At 60.9% G+C, this 17856-nt stretch carries 15 protein-coding genes and 1 pseudogene; 11 read left to right on the top strand and 5 right to left on the bottom strand.

The window, feature by feature from the left end; genetic code table 11:
- Window positions 1-32: 32 nt before the first annotated feature.
- Window positions 33-965: an NAD-dependent epimerase/dehydratase family protein gene (locus tag BJI47_RS12585; RefSeq protein ID WP_088944042.1), complete on the bottom strand. Its 933-nt coding sequence runs from the start codon at window positions 963-965 to the stop codon at window positions 33-35.
- Window positions 966-1082: 117 nt separating this feature from the next.
- Between BJI47_RS12585 and BJI47_RS12580 the strand changes: the two genes are divergently transcribed.
- Together BJI47_RS12580 and BJI47_RS12575 are read left to right on the top strand one after the other, a co-directional pair.
- Window positions 1083-1772 carry a TetR/AcrR family transcriptional regulator gene (locus tag BJI47_RS12580; RefSeq protein WP_088944041.1) on the top strand — a complete coding sequence of 230 codons (690 nt, stop codon included), beginning with the start codon at window positions 1083-1085 and terminating at the stop codon, window positions 1770-1772.
- A gap of 62 nt (window positions 1773-1834) precedes the next feature.
- Window positions 1835-2443, top strand: coding sequence for a YqgE/AlgH family protein (locus BJI47_RS12575; RefSeq protein WP_088944040.1), 609 nt, complete (start codon window positions 1835-1837; stop codon window positions 2441-2443).
- A 34-nt stretch (window positions 2444-2477) separates the two neighbouring features.
- Here the strand turns inward: BJI47_RS12575 and BJI47_RS12570 are convergent, their stop codons facing one another.
- Entirely contained in the window at window positions 2478-3461 is a 984-nt protein-coding gene (locus BJI47_RS12570; RefSeq protein ID WP_088944039.1) for a DUF1648 domain-containing protein, read from the bottom strand.
- 7 nt (window positions 3462-3468) lie between these two features.
- Window positions 3469-3873 carry an SdpI family protein gene (locus BJI47_RS12565; RefSeq protein WP_088944101.1) on the bottom strand — a complete coding sequence of 135 codons (405 nt, stop codon included), beginning with the start codon at window positions 3871-3873 and terminating at the stop codon, window positions 3469-3471.
- A 69-nt stretch (window positions 3874-3942) separates the two neighbouring features.
- Between BJI47_RS12565 and leuS the strand changes: the two genes are divergently transcribed.
- Both leuS and BJI47_RS12555 read left to right on the top strand, forming a co-directional pair.
- The gene (leuS, locus tag BJI47_RS12560) at window positions 3943-6777 is read left to right on the top strand and encodes a leucine--tRNA ligase (protein ID WP_088944100.1); all 2835 of its coding nucleotides are present in this window, start codon (window positions 3943-3945) and stop codon (window positions 6775-6777) included.
- Between the two features lie 70 nt (window positions 6778-6847).
- Entirely contained in the window at window positions 6848-7252 is a 405-nt protein-coding gene (locus BJI47_RS12555; protein WP_088944099.1) for a hypothetical protein, read from the top strand.
- Between the two features lie 366 nt (window positions 7253-7618).
- On the opposite strand, the gene BJI47_RS12550 is transcribed toward BJI47_RS12555, so the two are convergent.
- Window positions 7619-7957, bottom strand: a complete 339-nt coding sequence (locus tag BJI47_RS12550; RefSeq protein ID WP_088944038.1) for a cupin domain-containing protein — start codon at window positions 7955-7957, stop codon at window positions 7619-7621.
- Here BJI47_RS12550 and BJI47_RS12545 point away from each other — a divergent pair.
- The 7 genes and pseudogenes from BJI47_RS12545 to BJI47_RS12515 all read left to right on the top strand — a co-directional run bounded on the left by BJI47_RS12545 (window position 7956) and on the right by BJI47_RS12515 (window position 14158).
- Window positions 7956-8303 carry a hypothetical protein gene (locus BJI47_RS12545; protein ID WP_088944037.1) on the top strand — a complete coding sequence of 116 codons (348 nt, stop codon included), beginning with the start codon at window positions 7956-7958 and terminating at the stop codon, window positions 8301-8303. The two genes, BJI47_RS12550 and BJI47_RS12545, sit on opposite strands and share 2 nt — an antisense overlap.
- Before the next feature lie 113 nt (window positions 8304-8416).
- Window positions 8417-9514: a hypothetical protein gene (locus BJI47_RS12540; RefSeq protein WP_088944036.1), complete on the top strand. Its 1098-nt coding sequence runs from the start codon at window positions 8417-8419 to the stop codon at window positions 9512-9514.
- Complete coding sequence (locus BJI47_RS12535; RefSeq protein WP_088944035.1) at window positions 9492-10319, top strand: nucleotidyl transferase AbiEii/AbiGii toxin family protein; 828 nt, start codon at window positions 9492-9494, stop codon at window positions 10317-10319. The genes BJI47_RS12540 and BJI47_RS12535 overlap by 23 nt, the downstream gene beginning before the upstream one ends.
- 144 nt (window positions 10320-10463) lie before the next feature.
- A pseudogene (locus tag BJI47_RS24640) lies at window positions 10464-10673 on the top strand (ABC transporter ATP-binding protein); the annotation flags it as partial.
- 175 nt (window positions 10674-10848) lie between these two features.
- Window positions 10849-11838 (top strand): hypothetical protein, encoded by a 990-nt coding sequence (locus tag BJI47_RS12525; protein ID WP_088944098.1) that lies wholly within the window; start codon window positions 10849-10851, stop codon window positions 11836-11838.
- Window positions 11831-12259, top strand: a complete 429-nt coding sequence (locus BJI47_RS12520; RefSeq protein WP_088944034.1) for a hypothetical protein — start codon at window positions 11831-11833, stop codon at window positions 12257-12259. The genes BJI47_RS12525 and BJI47_RS12520 overlap by 8 nt, the downstream gene beginning before the upstream one ends.
- Before the next feature lie 15 nt (window positions 12260-12274).
- A complete protein-coding gene (locus tag BJI47_RS12515; RefSeq protein ID WP_254900571.1) occupies window positions 12275-14158 on the top strand; it encodes a DUF262 domain-containing protein in 1884 nt (627 codons plus the stop codon).
- Between the two features lie 414 nt (window positions 14159-14572).
- Here the strand turns inward: BJI47_RS12515 and BJI47_RS12510 are convergent, their stop codons facing one another.
- On the bottom strand, window positions 14573-17764 hold the full coding sequence (locus BJI47_RS12510; RefSeq protein ID WP_254900570.1) for a type I restriction endonuclease subunit R: 3192 nt from the start codon (window positions 17762-17764) through the stop codon (window positions 14573-14575).
- Window positions 17765-17856: the final 92 nt, after the last annotated feature.

Below are 17856 nucleotides of genomic sequence, written 5' to 3'. Positions count from 1 at the left end.
CCCAGTGAAGGGCGCGGTTCAGCCGAGCATCGTCAGGACACCCGGGCTACGTGGGTCGATTTCCACCACGCGAGAGTGCTCGCTGCCCCTTCTTCGAGTGGCGTGGGATGGAGGCCGAGGAGCGCTTCACTTCTGGTGCTGTCGAGCCGGTAGGGATATTGGAATTGGTAGAGAGTGTCGCCGAGTTCGCGGATCTGCCCGGGGACGACGCCGAGAGCGCGGATCAGCCAGGCCGGCAGTGTGCCGACGTGAGGTGCGTCGACTCCGGCTGCGCGGGAGAGGAGTTCGATCAGCTCTCGCTGAGAGACCGCGGGTGCGGTGGGTGCGTGAAGAAATGTGTTCCACAGTGTGGGGTTCGTTGCGGCCGCGATCATTGCTGCCGCGAAGTCCGGTACGAAAGTGAAGGAATGCGGTATGTCGGCGTTTGCGAGAACTCGAATAGTTTTGTGGTTCAGGATGTTCGGGAGGACACGCTCGCCCATGTGAGCGGTGCGTACCCGTGGACCGTAGAAGTCGGAGGCCGCGACGCTGATGGTCGGTGTCGAGTGGGCGTCACGGGCGGCGAGTAGTTCGGTTCGGACGCCGAGCTTGCGGTAGGTTGCGTTGCGCGGCAGGTTCTCTCGAATCGGTTCGTCGATCTTGCCGTAGGAATAGAGGCTCTCCGGGAAGACGACGACGGTGCCGTCGGCCGCGTCGAGAACGCGTCGTTCCATGGCGGGGAGTTGGGCACGCCAGGCTTTGTCGCTGTAGGCGACGTGGGTGCAGTGATAGATGGTGGTAGCGCCGTGGAACGCGTCGTGAAGGTCTCCGGTCGTGATGTCGACCCGGCGTCGTTCGATCGACGGATGTTCGGGTCCGGATCCGGATCGAGTGAGTATGCGTACCGAGTGTCCCTGTGCGGCAAGCTGTTGCGCGACGGTCCATCCGACGGGCCCAGCTCCGGTGACGACATGTAGTTGGTTCACGGTAACTCTTCCCCTTAAAGCGTGAGCACTGCTCTCTGTTCTTCGAGTGTGCGCCTGCTCGAACCGAAAAGCAAGAGCAGTGCTCTCTTAGATGTTCAGCGCTCTAGTATCGGGGGCATGACGACCACTCCCCGCGAACGAGCACGCGCACGGACGCTGGCCGACATCACTCGCATCGGTCGTGAACACCTCGCCGCCGATGGGGCTGCGGCACTGTCGCTACGGGCAGTCGCGCGGGACCTGGGCGTCGTCTCCTCGGCGGTGTATCGCTACGTCAAGAGCCGCGATGAGCTGCTCACCCTTCTCGTCGTCGACGCGTACACCGAGCTCGGTGACGAGGTGGACGAGGCCGTGGATGTACTGGAATCGCCCATCGACAAATTTCTGGTACTCGGGCGGACGGTGCGCGCATGGGGTCTGCGCGAGCCCGCCGGATATGCGTTGCTGTTCGGAAGTCCGGTGCCCGGATATCACGCGCCTGCAGAGCAAACGACCGGCCCCGGCACCCGGGTGATCGCCAAGCTCGTCGAAATTTTCGACGCAGCCTGGCGCGCCGGCAGGTTGGTCGAACGGCCGACCACGGTGTCGCTGTCTGGATTGCACCAAAATTTCGTCGAGGTTCGTAACGAAATGGGCACGAATATGTCCGACGAAGCGCTGGCCCGAGGAGTTCTGGTGTGGGCCTCGCTGTTCGGTGCCGTGAGTTTCGACGTCTTCGACCAGTACGGATCGTCGACTTTCAGCGCCCGCGACCAGCTGTTCGAGCATCAGCTTGCACTCTTGGTCGAGCTTGCCGGTCTGACGTAGCGTCCGAAAACACGTGGCAGCCATGCGTCACAACGGGTGGTCGGCGGTGCCACAATGACTCCATGGCGTCGCATGCAGAAGAACCCGAAGACCAGATGGCATCGGTCGCTCAGGCGGTGCGCCCGGGGAGCTTGTTGGTGTCTTCGATCGAACTTGTCGAGCCCACGTTTCGTCGAACCGTGGTGTACGTGATCGAACACAACGACGCGGGCAGCTTGGGGGTGGTCATCAACAGGCCGAGTGAGACTGCGGTGCAGAATGTTCTGCCGCAGTGGACGGATTTGGCAGCTCGGCCGAAGGCGCTCTACGTCGGTGGACCGGTCAAGCGTGATTCGGCCCTGTGTCTTGCAACGGTCCGAACCGGTGTCGCCATCGATGGTGTCCCCGGGATTCGACGCGTCGACGGCCGGGTGGTGATGGTCGATCTCGATTCTGATCCAGCAGAGATCGAATCGCTCGTCGAGGGCGTCCGAATCTTTGCTGGATATTCGGGTTGGACATTCGGCCAGTTGGCGGGCGAACTCGAGCGAGAAGACTGGATTGTCGTCTCGGCTCTGGCATCCGACGTAATCGGAGCTCCGCGGCAGGATCTGTGGGCTCACGTCCTGCGCCGGCAGCCGATGCCGTTGGCGATGCTGGCCTCACACCCGATCGACGTCTCGCGGAACTGAGTGCGTTGAGCCGGCTTTCGGTTTGCTTCGACAATCAGCGCCGCGAGGCGAGGGTGTTGAGAACGCCCACGATCTCTTCGGCACGGTCGCTCGTGATGGTCAGACGCTGGCCGTTGGCAAAGGTGATGAATGCGGCGGGCCCCTTCTCGACTGCGACGGCGTAGTTGCCTCGACCCTTGACGCGTAGACCCCATCCGCCGAAGTCACCGAACGGATCGACTTCGCGAACCGATGCTCCGGTCACTTCGTCGATCGAGTAGTCGAAGGCGGCCATGCCGAGACTTCGCACTCCGATTCCTGACTCGTCGACGACCAATTGGTACCGCATCAGAGACAACGGAAGTATCGAGACGGGCACGAATATCGCAATCGGCCACCAGGAGTTCGATACCCAGCAGGTGAACGCGGCGGCTGCGGCGAGAATGACGAACAGGACGATCACGGCGACCGGACCTGCACCGAGGCGTTGGACGATCGGACCGTCGAATTCGGCTCTGGGAAGGCTGGCCGGCGGCGGTGAAGACGCAGGCGTGCGTTCACGGTAATCGCGTAGGAGCGAGGCTCCCAGAATTCCCACCGCGAACCCGACGAGGGTGCCCAGGCCCAACGCCCAACTGGGCACCTCGGCATCCTCGACCGTGCTGACGTCGAGCTGCCCGGACAGAATGGCCAGCTGCAGAACCGTGATGAGTCCGACGACAGTCGAGCCGATCATCAGCATCGTGCGTCGCATGATCAGGAGCGCGTTGGCCAGTGCTGCGACGGCGCTGCATCCCCCGCCGACCAGCACGATGACGATCGCGAGGGTCCAGGCGCTGGTGGTGGGGCTGGTGAAGGCGTCGGGCTCGGTGCCGCTCCAGTGCGTCGCGATCTGCTGTGGGAGCCGCGACTTCCATAGGTACGCCGCTACGACGCCGAGTCCGGCGGCGAGTATAGGAACCAGTACGCCGAAGACGACTCCGGCGGGATCGAAGGTCCGTACTTTGTCGGTCGGAGCGTCCTGCGTTCGCAATGTCATCTCGCGCTCAGCTCGGCTGGCACGCGTCTTTCAGGGTGCACGAGATGCACGAGTGCCCGCAGCCGTCCTCGGCGACGGGGACGGGCGCGGCGGCAGCGGCCCGCGCTCCGATGGAACCACCGATACCTGCTGTGACGAATGCTGCGAGCACGCATGCGACAACGGCGACGACGGAGAAAGCGCCACTGAGCATCAGGCCTGCAGCGCCGCCGATGAGCAGGAGAAGCGCTGCTGCGGCGTTGGTCGGCCCGGCGACACGGTTCGCCATGACGAACGTCTCGTCGTCGCGCATCGACTCGGGGGTGCGCACTCCGGCCCAGCGATTGCGCGGCAACCGGCCAAGAAGACTGGCGGTGGCGACTGCGCCGACCACGAGAGCGAGCACGAACATCACTACGGACACGATGAGCACAGTGGCCACGATACGGCTCCATGAGGCCGAAGTACCAGTCGGCCCAGCTCACGCCTTAGGCTGGTGGGTGTGACCGATCCAGTTGATACGCCCTCCGAGACCGCACCCGAGTACCGCTATACCGCGGATGTGGCGGGGCGTATCGAGGAGCAGTGGCAAGATCTGTGGGATGAGCAGGGGATCTTCGACGCCCCGAACCCGGTCGGCGCACTCGCCGGTGATGTACCGAAAGACAAGCTCTTCGTCCAGGACATGTTCCCGTACCCGTCGGGCAGTGGTCTGCATGTCGGTCACCCACTCGGCTACATCGCCACGGATGTGTTCGCGCGGTTCCATCGGATGCACGGACGCAACGTTCTGCACGCCCTCGGGTACGACGCCTTCGGGTTGCCTGCCGAGCAGTACGCGGTGCAGACCGGCACGCATCCGCGGTCGACCACCGAAGCCAACATCGCGAACATGCGACGCCAACTTCGGCGGCTGGGACTCGGCCACGACCGTCGCCGCTCACTCGCGACGACCGATGTCGACTTCTACCACTGGACGCAGTGGATCTTCCTCCAGATTTTCAACGCCTGGTACGACGTCGATCAGGCGAAGGCGCGTCCGATCTCGGAGCTCGAAGCTTCCTTCGCCGACGGTTCACGCTCGTTGGACGACGGTCGAGACTGGTCCTCGCTGTCGGCGACCGAACGGGCAGGCGTTCTCGATTCGTACCGTCTGGTCTACGAGTCCAACTCGATGGTCAACTGGTGCCCCGGTCTCGGTACGGTGCTGGCCAACGAAGAGGTCACCGCCGACGGCCGAAGTGACCGCGGTAACTTCCCTGTCTTCCGTAAGAACTTGCGTCAGTGGATGATGCGCATCACCGCGTACTCGGATCGACTGATCGATGACCTCGAGTACCTGGATTGGCCCGAGAAGGTCAAGACGATGCAGCGCAACTGGATCGGACGTTCACGTGGCGCCCAGGTGGCATTCGGAACACCGGTCGGTGACGTCGAGGTGTTCACAACGCGTCCGGACACCCTTTTCGGTGCCAGTTATGTAGTTCTCGCGCCCGAACACGAGCTGGTGGACGGTTTGACCGCCTCGCAGTGGCCCGCCGACCTTCCGACGTCGTGGACTGGCGGCGCCGGCAGCCCGGCCGAGGCAGTCGCGTCGTACCGTGCCGCCATCGCCGCGAAGTCCGACCTGGAGCGTCAGGAGAACAAGCAGAAGACCGGTGTGTTCACCGGCTCCTACGCGGTCAATCCCGTAGACGGTCAGCAGGTTCCGGTGTTCATCGCCGACTACGTGCTCACCGGTTACGGTACCGGCGCGATCATGGCCGTTCCCGGTCACGATCAGCGGGACTGGGATTTCGCCACCGCGTTCGGCCTGCCGATTCGTGAGGTCATTTCGGGTGGGGACGTCACCGAAGCTGCCTACACCGGCGAGGGTCCGCTGGTGAACTCCGAGTACCTCGACGGCCTCCCGGTCGACGAGGCCAAGGCCACCGTGATTGCCCGTCTGGAAGAAGAAGGCAAGGGCCGCGGCACTATTCAGTACAAGCTTCGTGACTGGCTCTTCGCCCGCCAGCGTTACTGGGGCGAGCCGTTCCCGATCGTTTATGACTCGAACGGCAATGCGCACGCGCTACCGGAATCTGCTCTGCCGGTAGAGCTTCCAGAGGTCGAGGACTACGCCCCCGTCTCGTTCGATCCGAACGACGCCGACTCCGAGCCGTCACCGCCGCTGGCGAAGGCCACCGACTGGGTCGACGTCGAACTCGATCTGGGTGACGGCCTGCAGACTTACAGCCGCGACACCAATGTCATGCCGCAATGGGCAGGAAGCTCGTGGTACCAGCTTCGGTACATCGATCCGACGAACTCCGAGACCTTCGCCGACCCCGAGAACGAAAAGTACTGGGTAGGACCGCGTCCCGAGATCCACGGACCCAACGATCCGGGTGGGGTGGATCTCTACGTCGGCGGCGTCGAGCATGCGGTGCTGCATCTGCTGTACTCGCGCTTCTGGCACAAGGTCCTCTTCGACCTCGGCCATGTCAGTTCGAGCGAGCCGTATCGCCGCCTGTTCAACCAGGGCTACATCCAGGCATACGCATTCACCGACGCGCGCGGGGTCTATGTGCCCGCAGAAGAAGTGGAAGAGCGCGATGGCAGCTGGTTCTACCAGGGCGAATCCGTCAACCGTGAGTACGGGAAAATGGGTAAGAGCCTGAAGAACTCCGTCTCCCCCGACGACATCTTCGCCGAATACGGCGCCGACACCCTGCGTGTCTACGAAATGTCGATGGGCCCGCTGGATACTTCACGGCCATGGGCGACGAAAGACGTCGTCGGTGCACAACGATTCCTCCAGCGTGTCTGGCGACTGGTCCTCGACGAGGAAACCGGTGCTGTCCGCGTCACCGACGAGAAGCCGAGCGAGGACACCTTGCGGGTCCTCAACCGGGTGATCGAGGGTGTGGAGGCCGATTACATTGCGCTGCGCGACAATACGGCCGGGGCGAAGCTCATCGAGCTGACCAATCACCTGACCAAGGCATATCCGGCAGGCGCACCCCGTGGAGTGGTCGAGCCGTTGGTGCTGATGCTCGCCCCGATGGCACCGCACTTGTCCGAGGAGCTGTGGAAGCAGCTCGGGCACGATCGCTCTCTCGCACACGGTCCGTTCCCGCGGGTGGAGAAGAAGTGGCTCGTCGCCGACACCGTCGACTATCCGATTCAGGTCAATGGCAAGGTGCGTAGCCGCATCAGCGTGCCCGCCGATTCCACCAACTCCGACGTCGAGAAGGCCGCCCTCGCGGACGAGAAAATTCTCGCGATCCTCGAGGGCAAAGCTCCGACCAAGGTCATCGTCATCCCGGGCCGGATGGTCAATATCGTCCTGAAGTAGGTCCGTGACCGGTACCTTCGCAGGTGAAGGCCGAGGGTAACAGGGGGGCGGCGTGGGTCTCGCGCGCAATATGCAACTGGTGGTGCCCATTTTTTGGCTGGGTATGGTGGTCGCGATTTCGTTCGTCGAAGCACCGATCAAGTTCAGGGCACCAGGGGTGACTCTGGCGATCGGTCTCGGTATCGGCCGGAAAGTGTTCGCTGCGCTCAATGTCATCGAGGTCGTACTCGCCGTCGTCCTGTCGGTGGCGTGGCTCTATGCGGACACCGACGGCTGGTTGCTGCTCGTGCTCGTCTCAGCAGTTCTCGTCGTCCAGGTCGTCGTGGTTCGTCCACCGCTGACCAAGAGGTCGAATCGGGTTCTCGCAGGCGAAGATGTGCCGCGCTCGAAGACTCACTTGATCTACATCGCCCTCGAGGTAGCCAAAGTTCTTCTGCTCATTGCACTGACGGTCGATCTTGTGAGGCAGATCTAATTTCCTGCATGGCGGGCCCCAGCGCCATCGGCGTCGGGAATACATGGCACCGACGCCGATGACGTGATTTTGGGTTCGCGGTCGGAATTTTCTTATTCACTTCGAAATGAATAGAAATTCGACGCAACCGGCTTTATCTGCTGTTTCAGCGCTTACGCTTGGTCAGCAATTCCGTTGATTCCCTGCTCTTTTCACGCTTCTCAGCGCGACGTTCTTTGATGCTCTGCGCGGGTTTTCGAAGGTGTCTTCCCGTTTTCTCAGCCATTGACGCTCCCTTTTCGAAGTGGCAATCACGATCTGACACCGACCATACCCACAAAATAAAATAAAGCCAGTCGCGCGAGTTTTTCCAATTGATAGAACCGATTACGGCGCAGTTATTTTCGCAACTGTAAGCAGTACCGTCGAGGTCTCGATCGCCTCGAGCGCATGACTCGAGTCGGGCACGATGATCAAATCTCCGGTCGATCCTTCCCAGGCGTCCTCGCCTGCGGTGAGGCGAACCCGGCCATTGAGGACGTGGACCGTCGCCTCTCCTGGATTGTTGTGCTCGGCGAGTGTCTGACCGGCGACGAGCGCGATCACCGTTTGCCGGAGGACGTGCTCGTGGCCCCCGAACACGGTGTGAGCGGCGCGCCCACTCGAGGCCCGCTCCGCGCTTGCGACCTGCTCGCGGGCCAATGCCGTCAATGACATCTTCTTCATGTCTTTCTCCTTCGTCGAGTGGTATCTCCCGAGTGAGGTTATCGCCGACCGTGGCATCCTCGTGGGCGTGACGACGATGGACACACACACGCTCCCGATCTATGCGGCCGGTGAGATCGCGATGCCCTATGTCATCGACGGCTGGGACGAGGTAATCACAACCGACAGGTTTCCATCCGGAACTCGGATGCTCGGCACAATTTCGAGTGCAGGATGCACCGGCGATTGCACCCGATCCCGTCGGCGTCGATATCACCCGACGCTCCGGTTGCTGCTCGATCGCCTCAACACCGGGCCCCTGAATAATTTCGCAAAAATCGACTGTTCCGGTGCACATCGGAACTGATGCATATCCCGAACGTGGTTAAAAAGACGCGGGAATTGCGCTCCTGTTCGCAAAATCATGTGTCTTCGCAGCACAGCGGAACCATGTAATATTCCGAACACAGGAGGTGGTGTATGTCCGCGACAACGAGCGAGCGAGGCATCCTCCGGCAAGGCACCGAGCTACTGAGGGGTCTCCTGCCGGAGGGTTGGGAAGCGCGGTCTGAGGCATTCACTGACCGCAACCGAGGCGAGGAACGAGGTGATGGCAGCCTTCGCCTTGTGTCTCCGGACGGTGATGAGATTGGTTTCCTGGTCGAGGTCAAGCGCGTACTGAACCGGCGGGACTTAGGTGCGTTGGCGCGTCGGCTCGAAGGGTCAACCGCCGACGCCCTCACACAGGGACTGGTGATGGCTCGGTACATCTCTCCTCCCCTGCAAGAGTCGCTGCGTGAGCTGAAGCTGTCGTACGTCGATATGACCGGCAATGTAATGGTCACTGCGAGGCAACCAGCACTGGTTCTGCGTGACCGGGGCTCTAGCCGTGACCCGTTCAGGGGGCCGGGTCGGCCCCGGGCGACGCTCAAGGGTGAGCCCGCCGCCAGTCTCGTACGCGTCCTGGTCCGAGAGAAAGGGCCATGGTCGGCCCGCGAACTCGTCGCACGGTCGAGGGTGTCTGTTGGCGCGACGTATCGGGTCCTCGAATACCTGCAGGAAGAAGAGTTGGTCGTCAGAACCGCAGACAGGAGGTTCGAGATTACTGACTGGCCTCGGCTCCTGCGACGGTGGAGTCGAGACTACAGTTTCGTCGACAACACACAGACGTATCAATTCGTCGACCCCCGTGGTGTCTCCTCGTTGCTGAAAAAGCTTGCGAAAGAAAATGACCCGGGTTTCCGATATGCGGTTACCGGATCTGTTGCCGCTGCGGAGTGGGCGCCATACGCACCGGCGCGCGCCGCGTTTATCTACACCGAGAATGTGGACGAGGCGGCGACGAAATGGCGCTTACATCCGGTGGATACCAATACCGCGGAAGCGGCGAATGTGATTCTTGGAGAACCGGAATACTCGGTCGTGTTCGACGACACCGCACAGGCCGACGCCGGATACACGATCGCGGCAATCGAGCAGGTCGCCGTCGATCTGTTGTCCGGGCCCGGACGCAACCCGTCCGAAGGTGAAGAACTCATAGGATGGATGCGAGAAAATGAATCAGCCTGGCGACGATAATCTCATCATCCAAGCCCGCAGCGCACTCCTCGACGCTCTGCACGCCCTCGAGGAACACCGCGACGCGCTCATCGTGATCGGTGCACAAGCGGTGTACCTGCGTAGCGGTGCCGCCGTAGTCGCGCTGGCTGAGTCAACGAAAGACATTGACCTCGTGGTTAATCCGTCCGACCTTCGGGCCGACCCCCGCATCGAGGAAGCGTTGACTCAGGCGGGGTTCTACCTGAACTCCAACCGGCAACCCGGGGCTTGGCTCAATCAACTGGGTATCCCCGTTGACCTGATGGTCCCGTCGACCCTGTCCAATCGAACTAGCGCCCAGGGACGCTCCCCGAGACTGCCGCCGCACGCCAACAACGCCATGCGAATCGCCGCAGGCCTCGAAGGCTGCGTTGTCGACAATTCGGCCATGACGATCACCGCCCTCGATGAGACCGACTACCGCACCTCCGACGTTTTGGTAGCTGGTCCCGCAGCGCTCCTGGTTGCCAAAATCCACAAGATCCACGAACGTCTAGATACGCCAGACCGCCTGCAGAACAAAGACGCCCACGACATATACCGCCTGCTGATTGCCGCGGACCCCGACGACCTCGCGACAGCATTCGGTAAACTACTCGCTAACCAGATCAGCAAAAGCGCCACCGCGCAAGCACTAGACTGGTTCGCTGAGATGTTCGGCACCCCTATCGACCCTGGGTCCGATATGGCGGGCAGGGCAGAAGAAGGTATCGGCGATCCCCGCCAGGTTTCAATCCGCGTCTCGCTGCTAGCCGCCGAAGTGATGGACGCCATCAACACCTAGCAACACATCACCGTGCGACGAAGAGTCCGTCGGCAGACGATGCTGCGTAATCCACTCGTCAGTCCCGACATTCATGGTAATCAATGCCGGATCCAGTGCCGCGTCCGCATTCGTTCTCCTCGGACTCGGCGCGAACGCCATCGCGCCGCCCGCTACTCGGACCATCTGATTGCATTGGCGGACGGACACATTCATGCCTCCGGTAGCCCGAATGAAGTGTTGACAGAAGAATGCGTGCGTACTGTCTTCGGGTTGGACAACCGCATCATCGTCGACCCGACATCCGGAAAGCCGCTCATGGTTCCCCTGGGTCGGCACCATGTCGACACGTCCACCCAGTCTGTCCGCGCCTAGATCCTGGGAGCGACTTCAGCCAAGGAGTTCGTCTGGACAAGCACACAGTGGTGCGTGGCCGGTGGTCGCAAGGTTTGAGGCCCTTGAATTGGATGAAACACCGAGTATTCAACGGTCCACTGTCCGGTATGTCGGATAGGGATGCCAGAATGTGCGAAAGTCCGAGGAGGAACACGTGGTCTTACCGCTCATCCCTGTCGTAATCATTGCCGTTGGTGCTCTCACCGGTAGCGGTGGTTTGGCGCTCGGTGGCAAAGGAGCGCTCGACATAAAGAACGCCACCGATCGCATGACTAGAGACCGCCGGCGGTACGACCTCCGGTTCGCGCACTGTGAGCGGAAGATCGCAGACACGAATGAACTGCTCGTCGGTTGGGGCCGCGAGCAGGAGAAGGCCATCGAGACGGTGGTGATCCCGTTCGCAGACTTTCTCCGTAAGAACGCAAAGCAGGTTCGCGAGAGTGAAAAGCTGTTGGCCGACGGCCTCGATGTGTCCTCGGAGCCGGTAGTCGGGCTTGACGGCCTCAGAACCCATCCTTGGGAATGGGTCGGAGGTGTTGCAGCGGCGGCTGCACTCGGAGGCGGAGCAAATGTTGCGGCGATCGCAGCAGTCACCTCGTTTGGTGCGGCCAGCACTGGTGCCGCAATCTCTGGACTGTCGGGTGCTGCTGCACAGAGCGCGACGATGGCGTGGCTGGGCGGAGGAGCGCTGTCAGCGGGCGGTGGCGGCGTTGCCTTGGGCGCAACAGCTTTGAACTTCGTAACGTTGGGGCCGGCACTACTGGTTGGGGGACTTGTTGTGGGCGGCCAGGGTAAGAAGGCCAAGACTCAGGCACTCAAAAAGCAAGCGGAGATCGATATCGCGATAGCCGAACTGGAAGCGACAAGCGTCCTTCTGGCGGCAATCCTGGACCGGGTGGCAGAGCTTCGGTCCATCCTGCAGAGATTGACCGCCGATGCGATGACCGCACTCGACACACTCGAATCCGAGCCATTCTTGCCAAGGGAGCACGCAAGGCGCTTCCAGTCAACATTCATGCTGGTCAAGGCTGTATGTGAGGTCGCGGCCGCACCGGTCCTCGACGCTGACGGTGACTTGTCGACGGAGAGCACCACCCTGACGGTGAAGTATCGAACGATGACGGAGGACAAAGCGAATGCCTGATCACAAAGTTTACGAGGGTGACGTCTTGCATCCGCGGCGAGGAATGGCAAACGCGTTCGACGGATTCAACGCCCTTGGTCAATTGATCGGTGCTGCTCAGGAATGCATCAATATCTATGCAACCGAGAACACCAAGCAGGCGAAGATCGAGGCATACGCGGAGACCGAGGTCGCAAAGATCAAGGCCGCGGAATCGGTCTTGAAAGACTACTTCGAACAGTCCTTCGCGGAGCGGCGTAGCACATTCTCAGAGTTGTTCACACGGTTGGACAGAGCTCTTGATGACGCCAACGCTGAAGCCGTCAACTCGGTGTTGACCAGCATCGTCGAAACGGCCAAATCATCGCCGATCGCCAATGCTGGTGACTTGAGCCAAATTCGGGCCGCCCTCGACGACCCGAGTCAGGTCTGGGAGTTGTAGCCTGCATGTAGTTAGATGGCGAAGTTGACATGTGTGCCGTTGCACAGGATCGATAGGAACGTTTTGAAAGCCGAGACTCGCGAGCTCAATCAGGTCCTCACTACTCCCACACAGTACGTCATCCCAACATTCCAGAGGGATTATGAGTGGACTGAGCAGGGGCAGTGGGCACTCCTTTTTGAGGACCTAGTTTCGGCGGTGGATCGCCTGGAGGACGCTCGTGCCAAGGCGATAGCCGTGAACATACCTGCGGCAGTTTTGGAAAAGAATGTAGCTCCGCACTTCTTGGGTGCGGTCGTCTGTGAGCAACTGCCGTCCTCCACTGGTGGCGTCGACAAGCGCACAGTGATCGACGGTCAGCAACGCTTGACCACTCTTATGCTGGTGTTGCGCGGCGTACTCGATGTTCTTGTCGAACGCGAGTCAGAGTTGGCAGGCACGATCAAAAGACTGCTGTGGAATCCAGCAGAGCTAAAAAAAGAGCCGCACGAGATCTACAAGCTGTGGCCCCGCCGAAAAGACCGTGATATCTGGAAACGAATTATGGACGACGAGACGCCACCTAGTGGCAGTCATCTGTACGAACAGGCACGGCGGTTCTTCGGTGAACAAACGCGTGAAGTTATTGTGGCGGAGGATGGTTCGGACCGGTCGGAAGCCGTCGTCAACGCGCTGATCGGACTGTTCAAGCTGGTCGTGATCGATCTGGAGGACAACGACGATGCACAGGTAATCTTCGAGGTTCTGAATGGGCGTCAAACGCCGCTATCGGCATCCGACCTGGTAAAAAACCTTCTCTTCCTACGAGGTGACTTCGAGGATGATTCGATTGTCGACACGTTGTACGACCAGTACTGGGCTGAGTTCGACGATGAGTGGTGGAAGGTTGTAGTCGGTCGCGGCCATGCGGCTCGTGGACGCCGAGACGTTCTACTATCGTCGTGGTTGACGGCGGTCGCAAGCCACGACGTCAACGTCGGTCATCTTTACGCCGAGGTCCGGAACTATCTCGCAATCGGCCAACGCGCGACAGCCGACATACTGGCCGAAATTCACTCGTACGCCATCGCCTACGCAACCGTCTACGGCCGACTATCGGTGGACGAACCAAAGTTAGCGCGGAGCTACAAACGAATTCGTGAACTGGACGTCGTGACCGCGACGCCCCTTCTTTTGTGGCTGCGCACAGTTTCCAGCAAGGAGTTGTCGACGGACGAGCACATCCTGACCGTGGGGGCCGTTGAGTCATGGCTTATGCGGCGAGCTTTGGTCAACGCGACGACTCGTGGGTACGGCAGGACCTTTGTCGATGTACTACGCGATGCTCAAAAGGCCGCTGCAGAGGGGCTTTCGATCCCGACCGCGGTTGCGGCAGCATTGAATGGCTTCAGCAAGTCTCTGTGGTGGCCGAGCGACGACGACATTCTCGAAAGCTTCACCACGCGGCGCTTCTACGACGGTGTGCTGTCGCGCGGGCGACTTCGGTACCTGCTCGCCGAGGTGGACAGGCACCTGCGATCGAGGAATCCCAAGACCGAGCAAGGCGACTTCGCTTACGACGACCTTCAAATCGAGCACATCATGCCCGTCAACTGGGAGGCGAACTGGCCTGTCGACGCGGGCGACGAAGCCGAGCGCCTTCGCGCGGAGCAGGACCGATCGCAGCACATTCACAGGCTCGGAAACTTGACGCTCATCACCGGTTCTTTCAACGGGTCTCAGAGTGACAGCGCCTGGGATGTGAAGAGGCCGGCCTTGTCGGCCCAATCGAAATTGCAGATCAACGCGGAGGTGGCGAAGGTCGATCAGTGGGACGAAGCAGCCATCACAGCTCGGGCGACGAATCTGGCCCAGGCGGTCGGGGTTATCTGGCCTGAGGCCGCGCGCTTCGCGGTATGAGCCGAGTGGTCGTACCGCAACCGTTTTATTTAGCCCAGTTGGTTATAGGCGGTTCCAACGACCTTGAAGCTCTGACACTGCTTCTTGTAGGTCTTCGATTGCTGTGTCCCGGCGAATCTCGTCCATCGGTCGGCGGCCGCGATGGACTTCCTTGCGGGCAATCTCGGCTATCCGTGCCCGTTCCTGTTGTTCGTGCTTCGCCCTCGTCCTCCGGCTTCACGTGTGGCCGCGGCTTCTTGTGTACGCTCGCGCTACTCCCGGGCGCTATTCAGCGTGGACAACGCTGACGATGGCCAACATCACCAGGTGGATTACCACTGCGCACAGACGATCGTAGTGAATTGCGATCGCGGCTGCCCTACCAAAAGCGGCTGCACAGCAATCGAAGTCCAGTGACCAACGCGTCTGTCCTGTTCACGATGCCGCCACGAAGATGGGCGCGATCAACTCCATCTGCTCGATGACGAGCTTGATCGCTTCTGGCTGCTTGTCCGGCGGATATCCGTGCCGGGTGAGTAACCTTTTGATCTGTGAGCGGAGTTTGGCTTTGACGTCCGCGCGGATGGTCCAGTCGGTCTTCGCATCTCGACGCATCACCCCCACGAGGTCGCGGGCAATGTCGGCAAGCTTGCCCTCACCTTGGATGTCCACGGCAGACTGGTTCTGAGATACCGCGTCGTAGAAGGAAAGTTCGTCGCTCGTCAGCGGGGGTGTGAACTTGGTGCCGCGATCTGCTTCAGCAGCAACCTCTTTGGCCATTTCGACGAGTGCGGCGATGACCTCGGCGGATGTGAGCTGACTGTTGGTGTATTTCAGCATCAGGTCGGATAGGCGATCGGAAAAGGCACGCTGACGCACAATGTTGTGTTTCGTGGCGGCCTTCGACTCGTCGTTGATGAGTTTGCGAAGCGCTTCGATGGCGAGGTTGGGGTTCCTGGCCTCTTGGGTCTTCCTGATGAACTCGACGTTGATGTCGCTCAGTGACGGCTTCGGCATGCCGGCCGCATCGTAGATGTCGAGAACTTCACCGGATTCGACCGATGCAGCGATCAACTGGCGAAGTGCCCGCTGGACATCCTCGGGAACGGCTTCACCTCTTGCCTGGCGTTCTTCGGCGTCGAACTTCGCCATGTAGACGCGAACTTCCTCGAAGAATCGCGCGACGGGAGCGATCTCCCTCAGTTCGTCGGTGCTGCCGCAGAGCGCCCAGACACGCGACAGCTGGGAAGAGAATCTGCGGTAGCGAGCAGCGAGTGTTTCCTCACCCTCCCCTACCTGGTTCTCGGGCAAGCGTGGGTCGCGTAGGTAGTTCACCGTGGCCGTCGCGGCTTCGTAGTAGGCGCGGCCCGTTGTGGCGGTTTTCAGCTCGGTGCGCCAGTCGAAACCGTGCAAGATCCCCTCGAGGATGGTGACCAAGTCCTTGGCCGTATCGATTGCTGCGGTGATATCGCGGCCGATAGGCTTCGACTTCTGGTCCTGCGCAGTGTATTCCGCCAGTGCCTTCGCGAGGTTGTCGGCGACGGGTGCATACGCCACGAGCAGCCCGTCTTGCTTGCCGCGGAAGGTGCGGTTGACTCGTGCCAGGGCCTGCATGAGTAGTGCGCCCTTGAGTGGGCGGTCGAGGTACATCGTGTGGAGCGGAGGCGAATCGAACCCGGTCAGCATCATGTCCTTGACGATGACGAGTTCCAGCTCGTCGTCGGGATTCTTGATGCGCTTCTTGACGGTCGCGTTGGCCGAATCGCGTCGCACGTGGGTGCTGATCGGTTCCTCGTCGGTCGCGTTGCCTGAGTAGACGACCTTGATCTTGCCTTTGGCGAGGTCGTCGGAATGCCAGTCAGGGCGTAGGGCGACGATCTGGGCGTACAGGTTTGCGCAGATCTCCCGGGTAGCGCCGACAATCATCGCCTTACCGGGTGTGTCGGGGTGCTCCTCGGTGCTGAGGAACGGACTCATTGCCTTGCGACGATTCTCCCAGTGTTCGACGAGGTCGGATGCGAGCTTCTTCAGTCGGTCGGGATTGCCGTAGACAGCATTGATGACGGCGACGCTGTCTTCGATACGTTTGCGTTCGGTGTCGTCCAGGCCGACCGTGGCCTCGTCGGCAGACGCGTCGAGGTCGGCTTCGCTGATGCCGTCGACGAATGCAACTTTGACCAGTCTGCTCTCGAAGTAGACCGGAACTGTCGCGCCGTCTTCGACAGCACGGGTGAGGTCGTAGATGTCGATGTAGTCGCCGAAGACGTCCTGCGTATTGCGGTCGTCGAAGGAGATCGGGGTGCCGGTGAACGCAATCAGGGTGGCGTGCGGGAGTGCATCGCGCAGATGACGCGCATATCCGTCGAGGTTGTCGTAGTGACTGCGGTGCGCCTCGTCGACTACGACGATGATGTTTCGACGCGACGATAGCAACGGATGGCTTTCACCGGAGTCGCGCTCGCCCTTGGTCTTTCCGAACTTCTGCAGTGTGGTGAAGTAGATGCCCCCGGTGTTGCGACCGGACAGTTCTGCCCGTAGCTCCTCGCGCTTGCGGATCTGTGTCGGTGCTTCGGGCAGCAGCTGTGACACTGCGAATGTCTCGTAGAGCTGACCGTCGAGCTCGTTGCGGTCGGTGATGACGACGATGGTCGGGTTCGCCAATTTGGGGTGGCGTACCACCTGGTTGACGTACAGCTCCATCTCCATGGATTTGCCCGATCCCTGCGTGTGCCACACCACGCCGGCCTTGCCATTGCTCTCGACCGCCAGGACCGTGGAACCGACCGCCTTGTTCACGGCGAAGTACTGGTGCGGCTTGGCAATTCGCTTGAGTAGGCCGGTGTCTCCCTTGTCGAAGGCGGTGAAGTCGCGCATCAACTGCAGGAAGCGTTCCTGGTTGTAGAGACCGTAGAGCGCCACGCCGAGCGGTGTGTACTCGGAATCGTCGTAGGTGACCGGTTTACCGTCGTCGTCCACATTCCACGGCGAGAAATGGTTGAAGGCGGTGAACGGAGTGCCGTACCTGGCAGTGATACCGTCGGACACCAAGCTGAAGACAGAGAACCTGAACGCCAGCGGAAACTCGCGCACATACGTCCGCAACTGGGCATGGGCCTGCGCCAGACCGGTGTGTGCGTTTCCGGCCTTCTTCAATTCGACGATGCTGACAGGCATTCCGTTGAGATAGAGCACGATGTCGAATCGACGCTTGTAATCGCCTCGGGCGATCGTCACTTGATTGACGGCAAGCCAATCGTTCTCGTCGGGGTCCATCGACAGCAATCGGACGGTGGGGGTCACCGAGACGCCTGCTTCGTCGATGTAGCTCACCTTGCGCAGACCCTGGGTCAGGTACCCATGCACTACCTCGTTCTCGGAGATGGCATCGGTAGATCCGGCGGTGGCGATAATCGAGACCGCATCGTCGACGGCCGACGACGGCAGCTGCGGATTGAACTTGGCGATCGCAGCGCGCAGGCGAGGACGGATCAGTAGTTCGTCCCAGCCGGCCCGTTCGCCGGTGCCGGGCGCGATATCGGCTCCATCTACGTGACGCCAACCGAGTTCACCGAGGTCGTCGAGCGCCATCTGTTCCCAGTCGTCCTCCGACGGTCCGTGCGCATTCATCCGTGCTCCCATGCTGTCCAACTTAAACGCAATACCGTTCAGTTAGTGCTGAATGACAGTGCATTGGGGTGACATTGTGGGTTGTGGATGGT

This window comes from Rhodococcus sp. 1168, assembly GCF_002091955.1.
GTDB lineage: Bacteria > Actinomycetota > Actinomycetes > Mycobacteriales > Mycobacteriaceae > Rhodococcoides.
The sequence above is the reverse complement of the archived record's forward strand: the minus strand, read 5'-3'. Positions and strand labels throughout refer to the sequence as shown.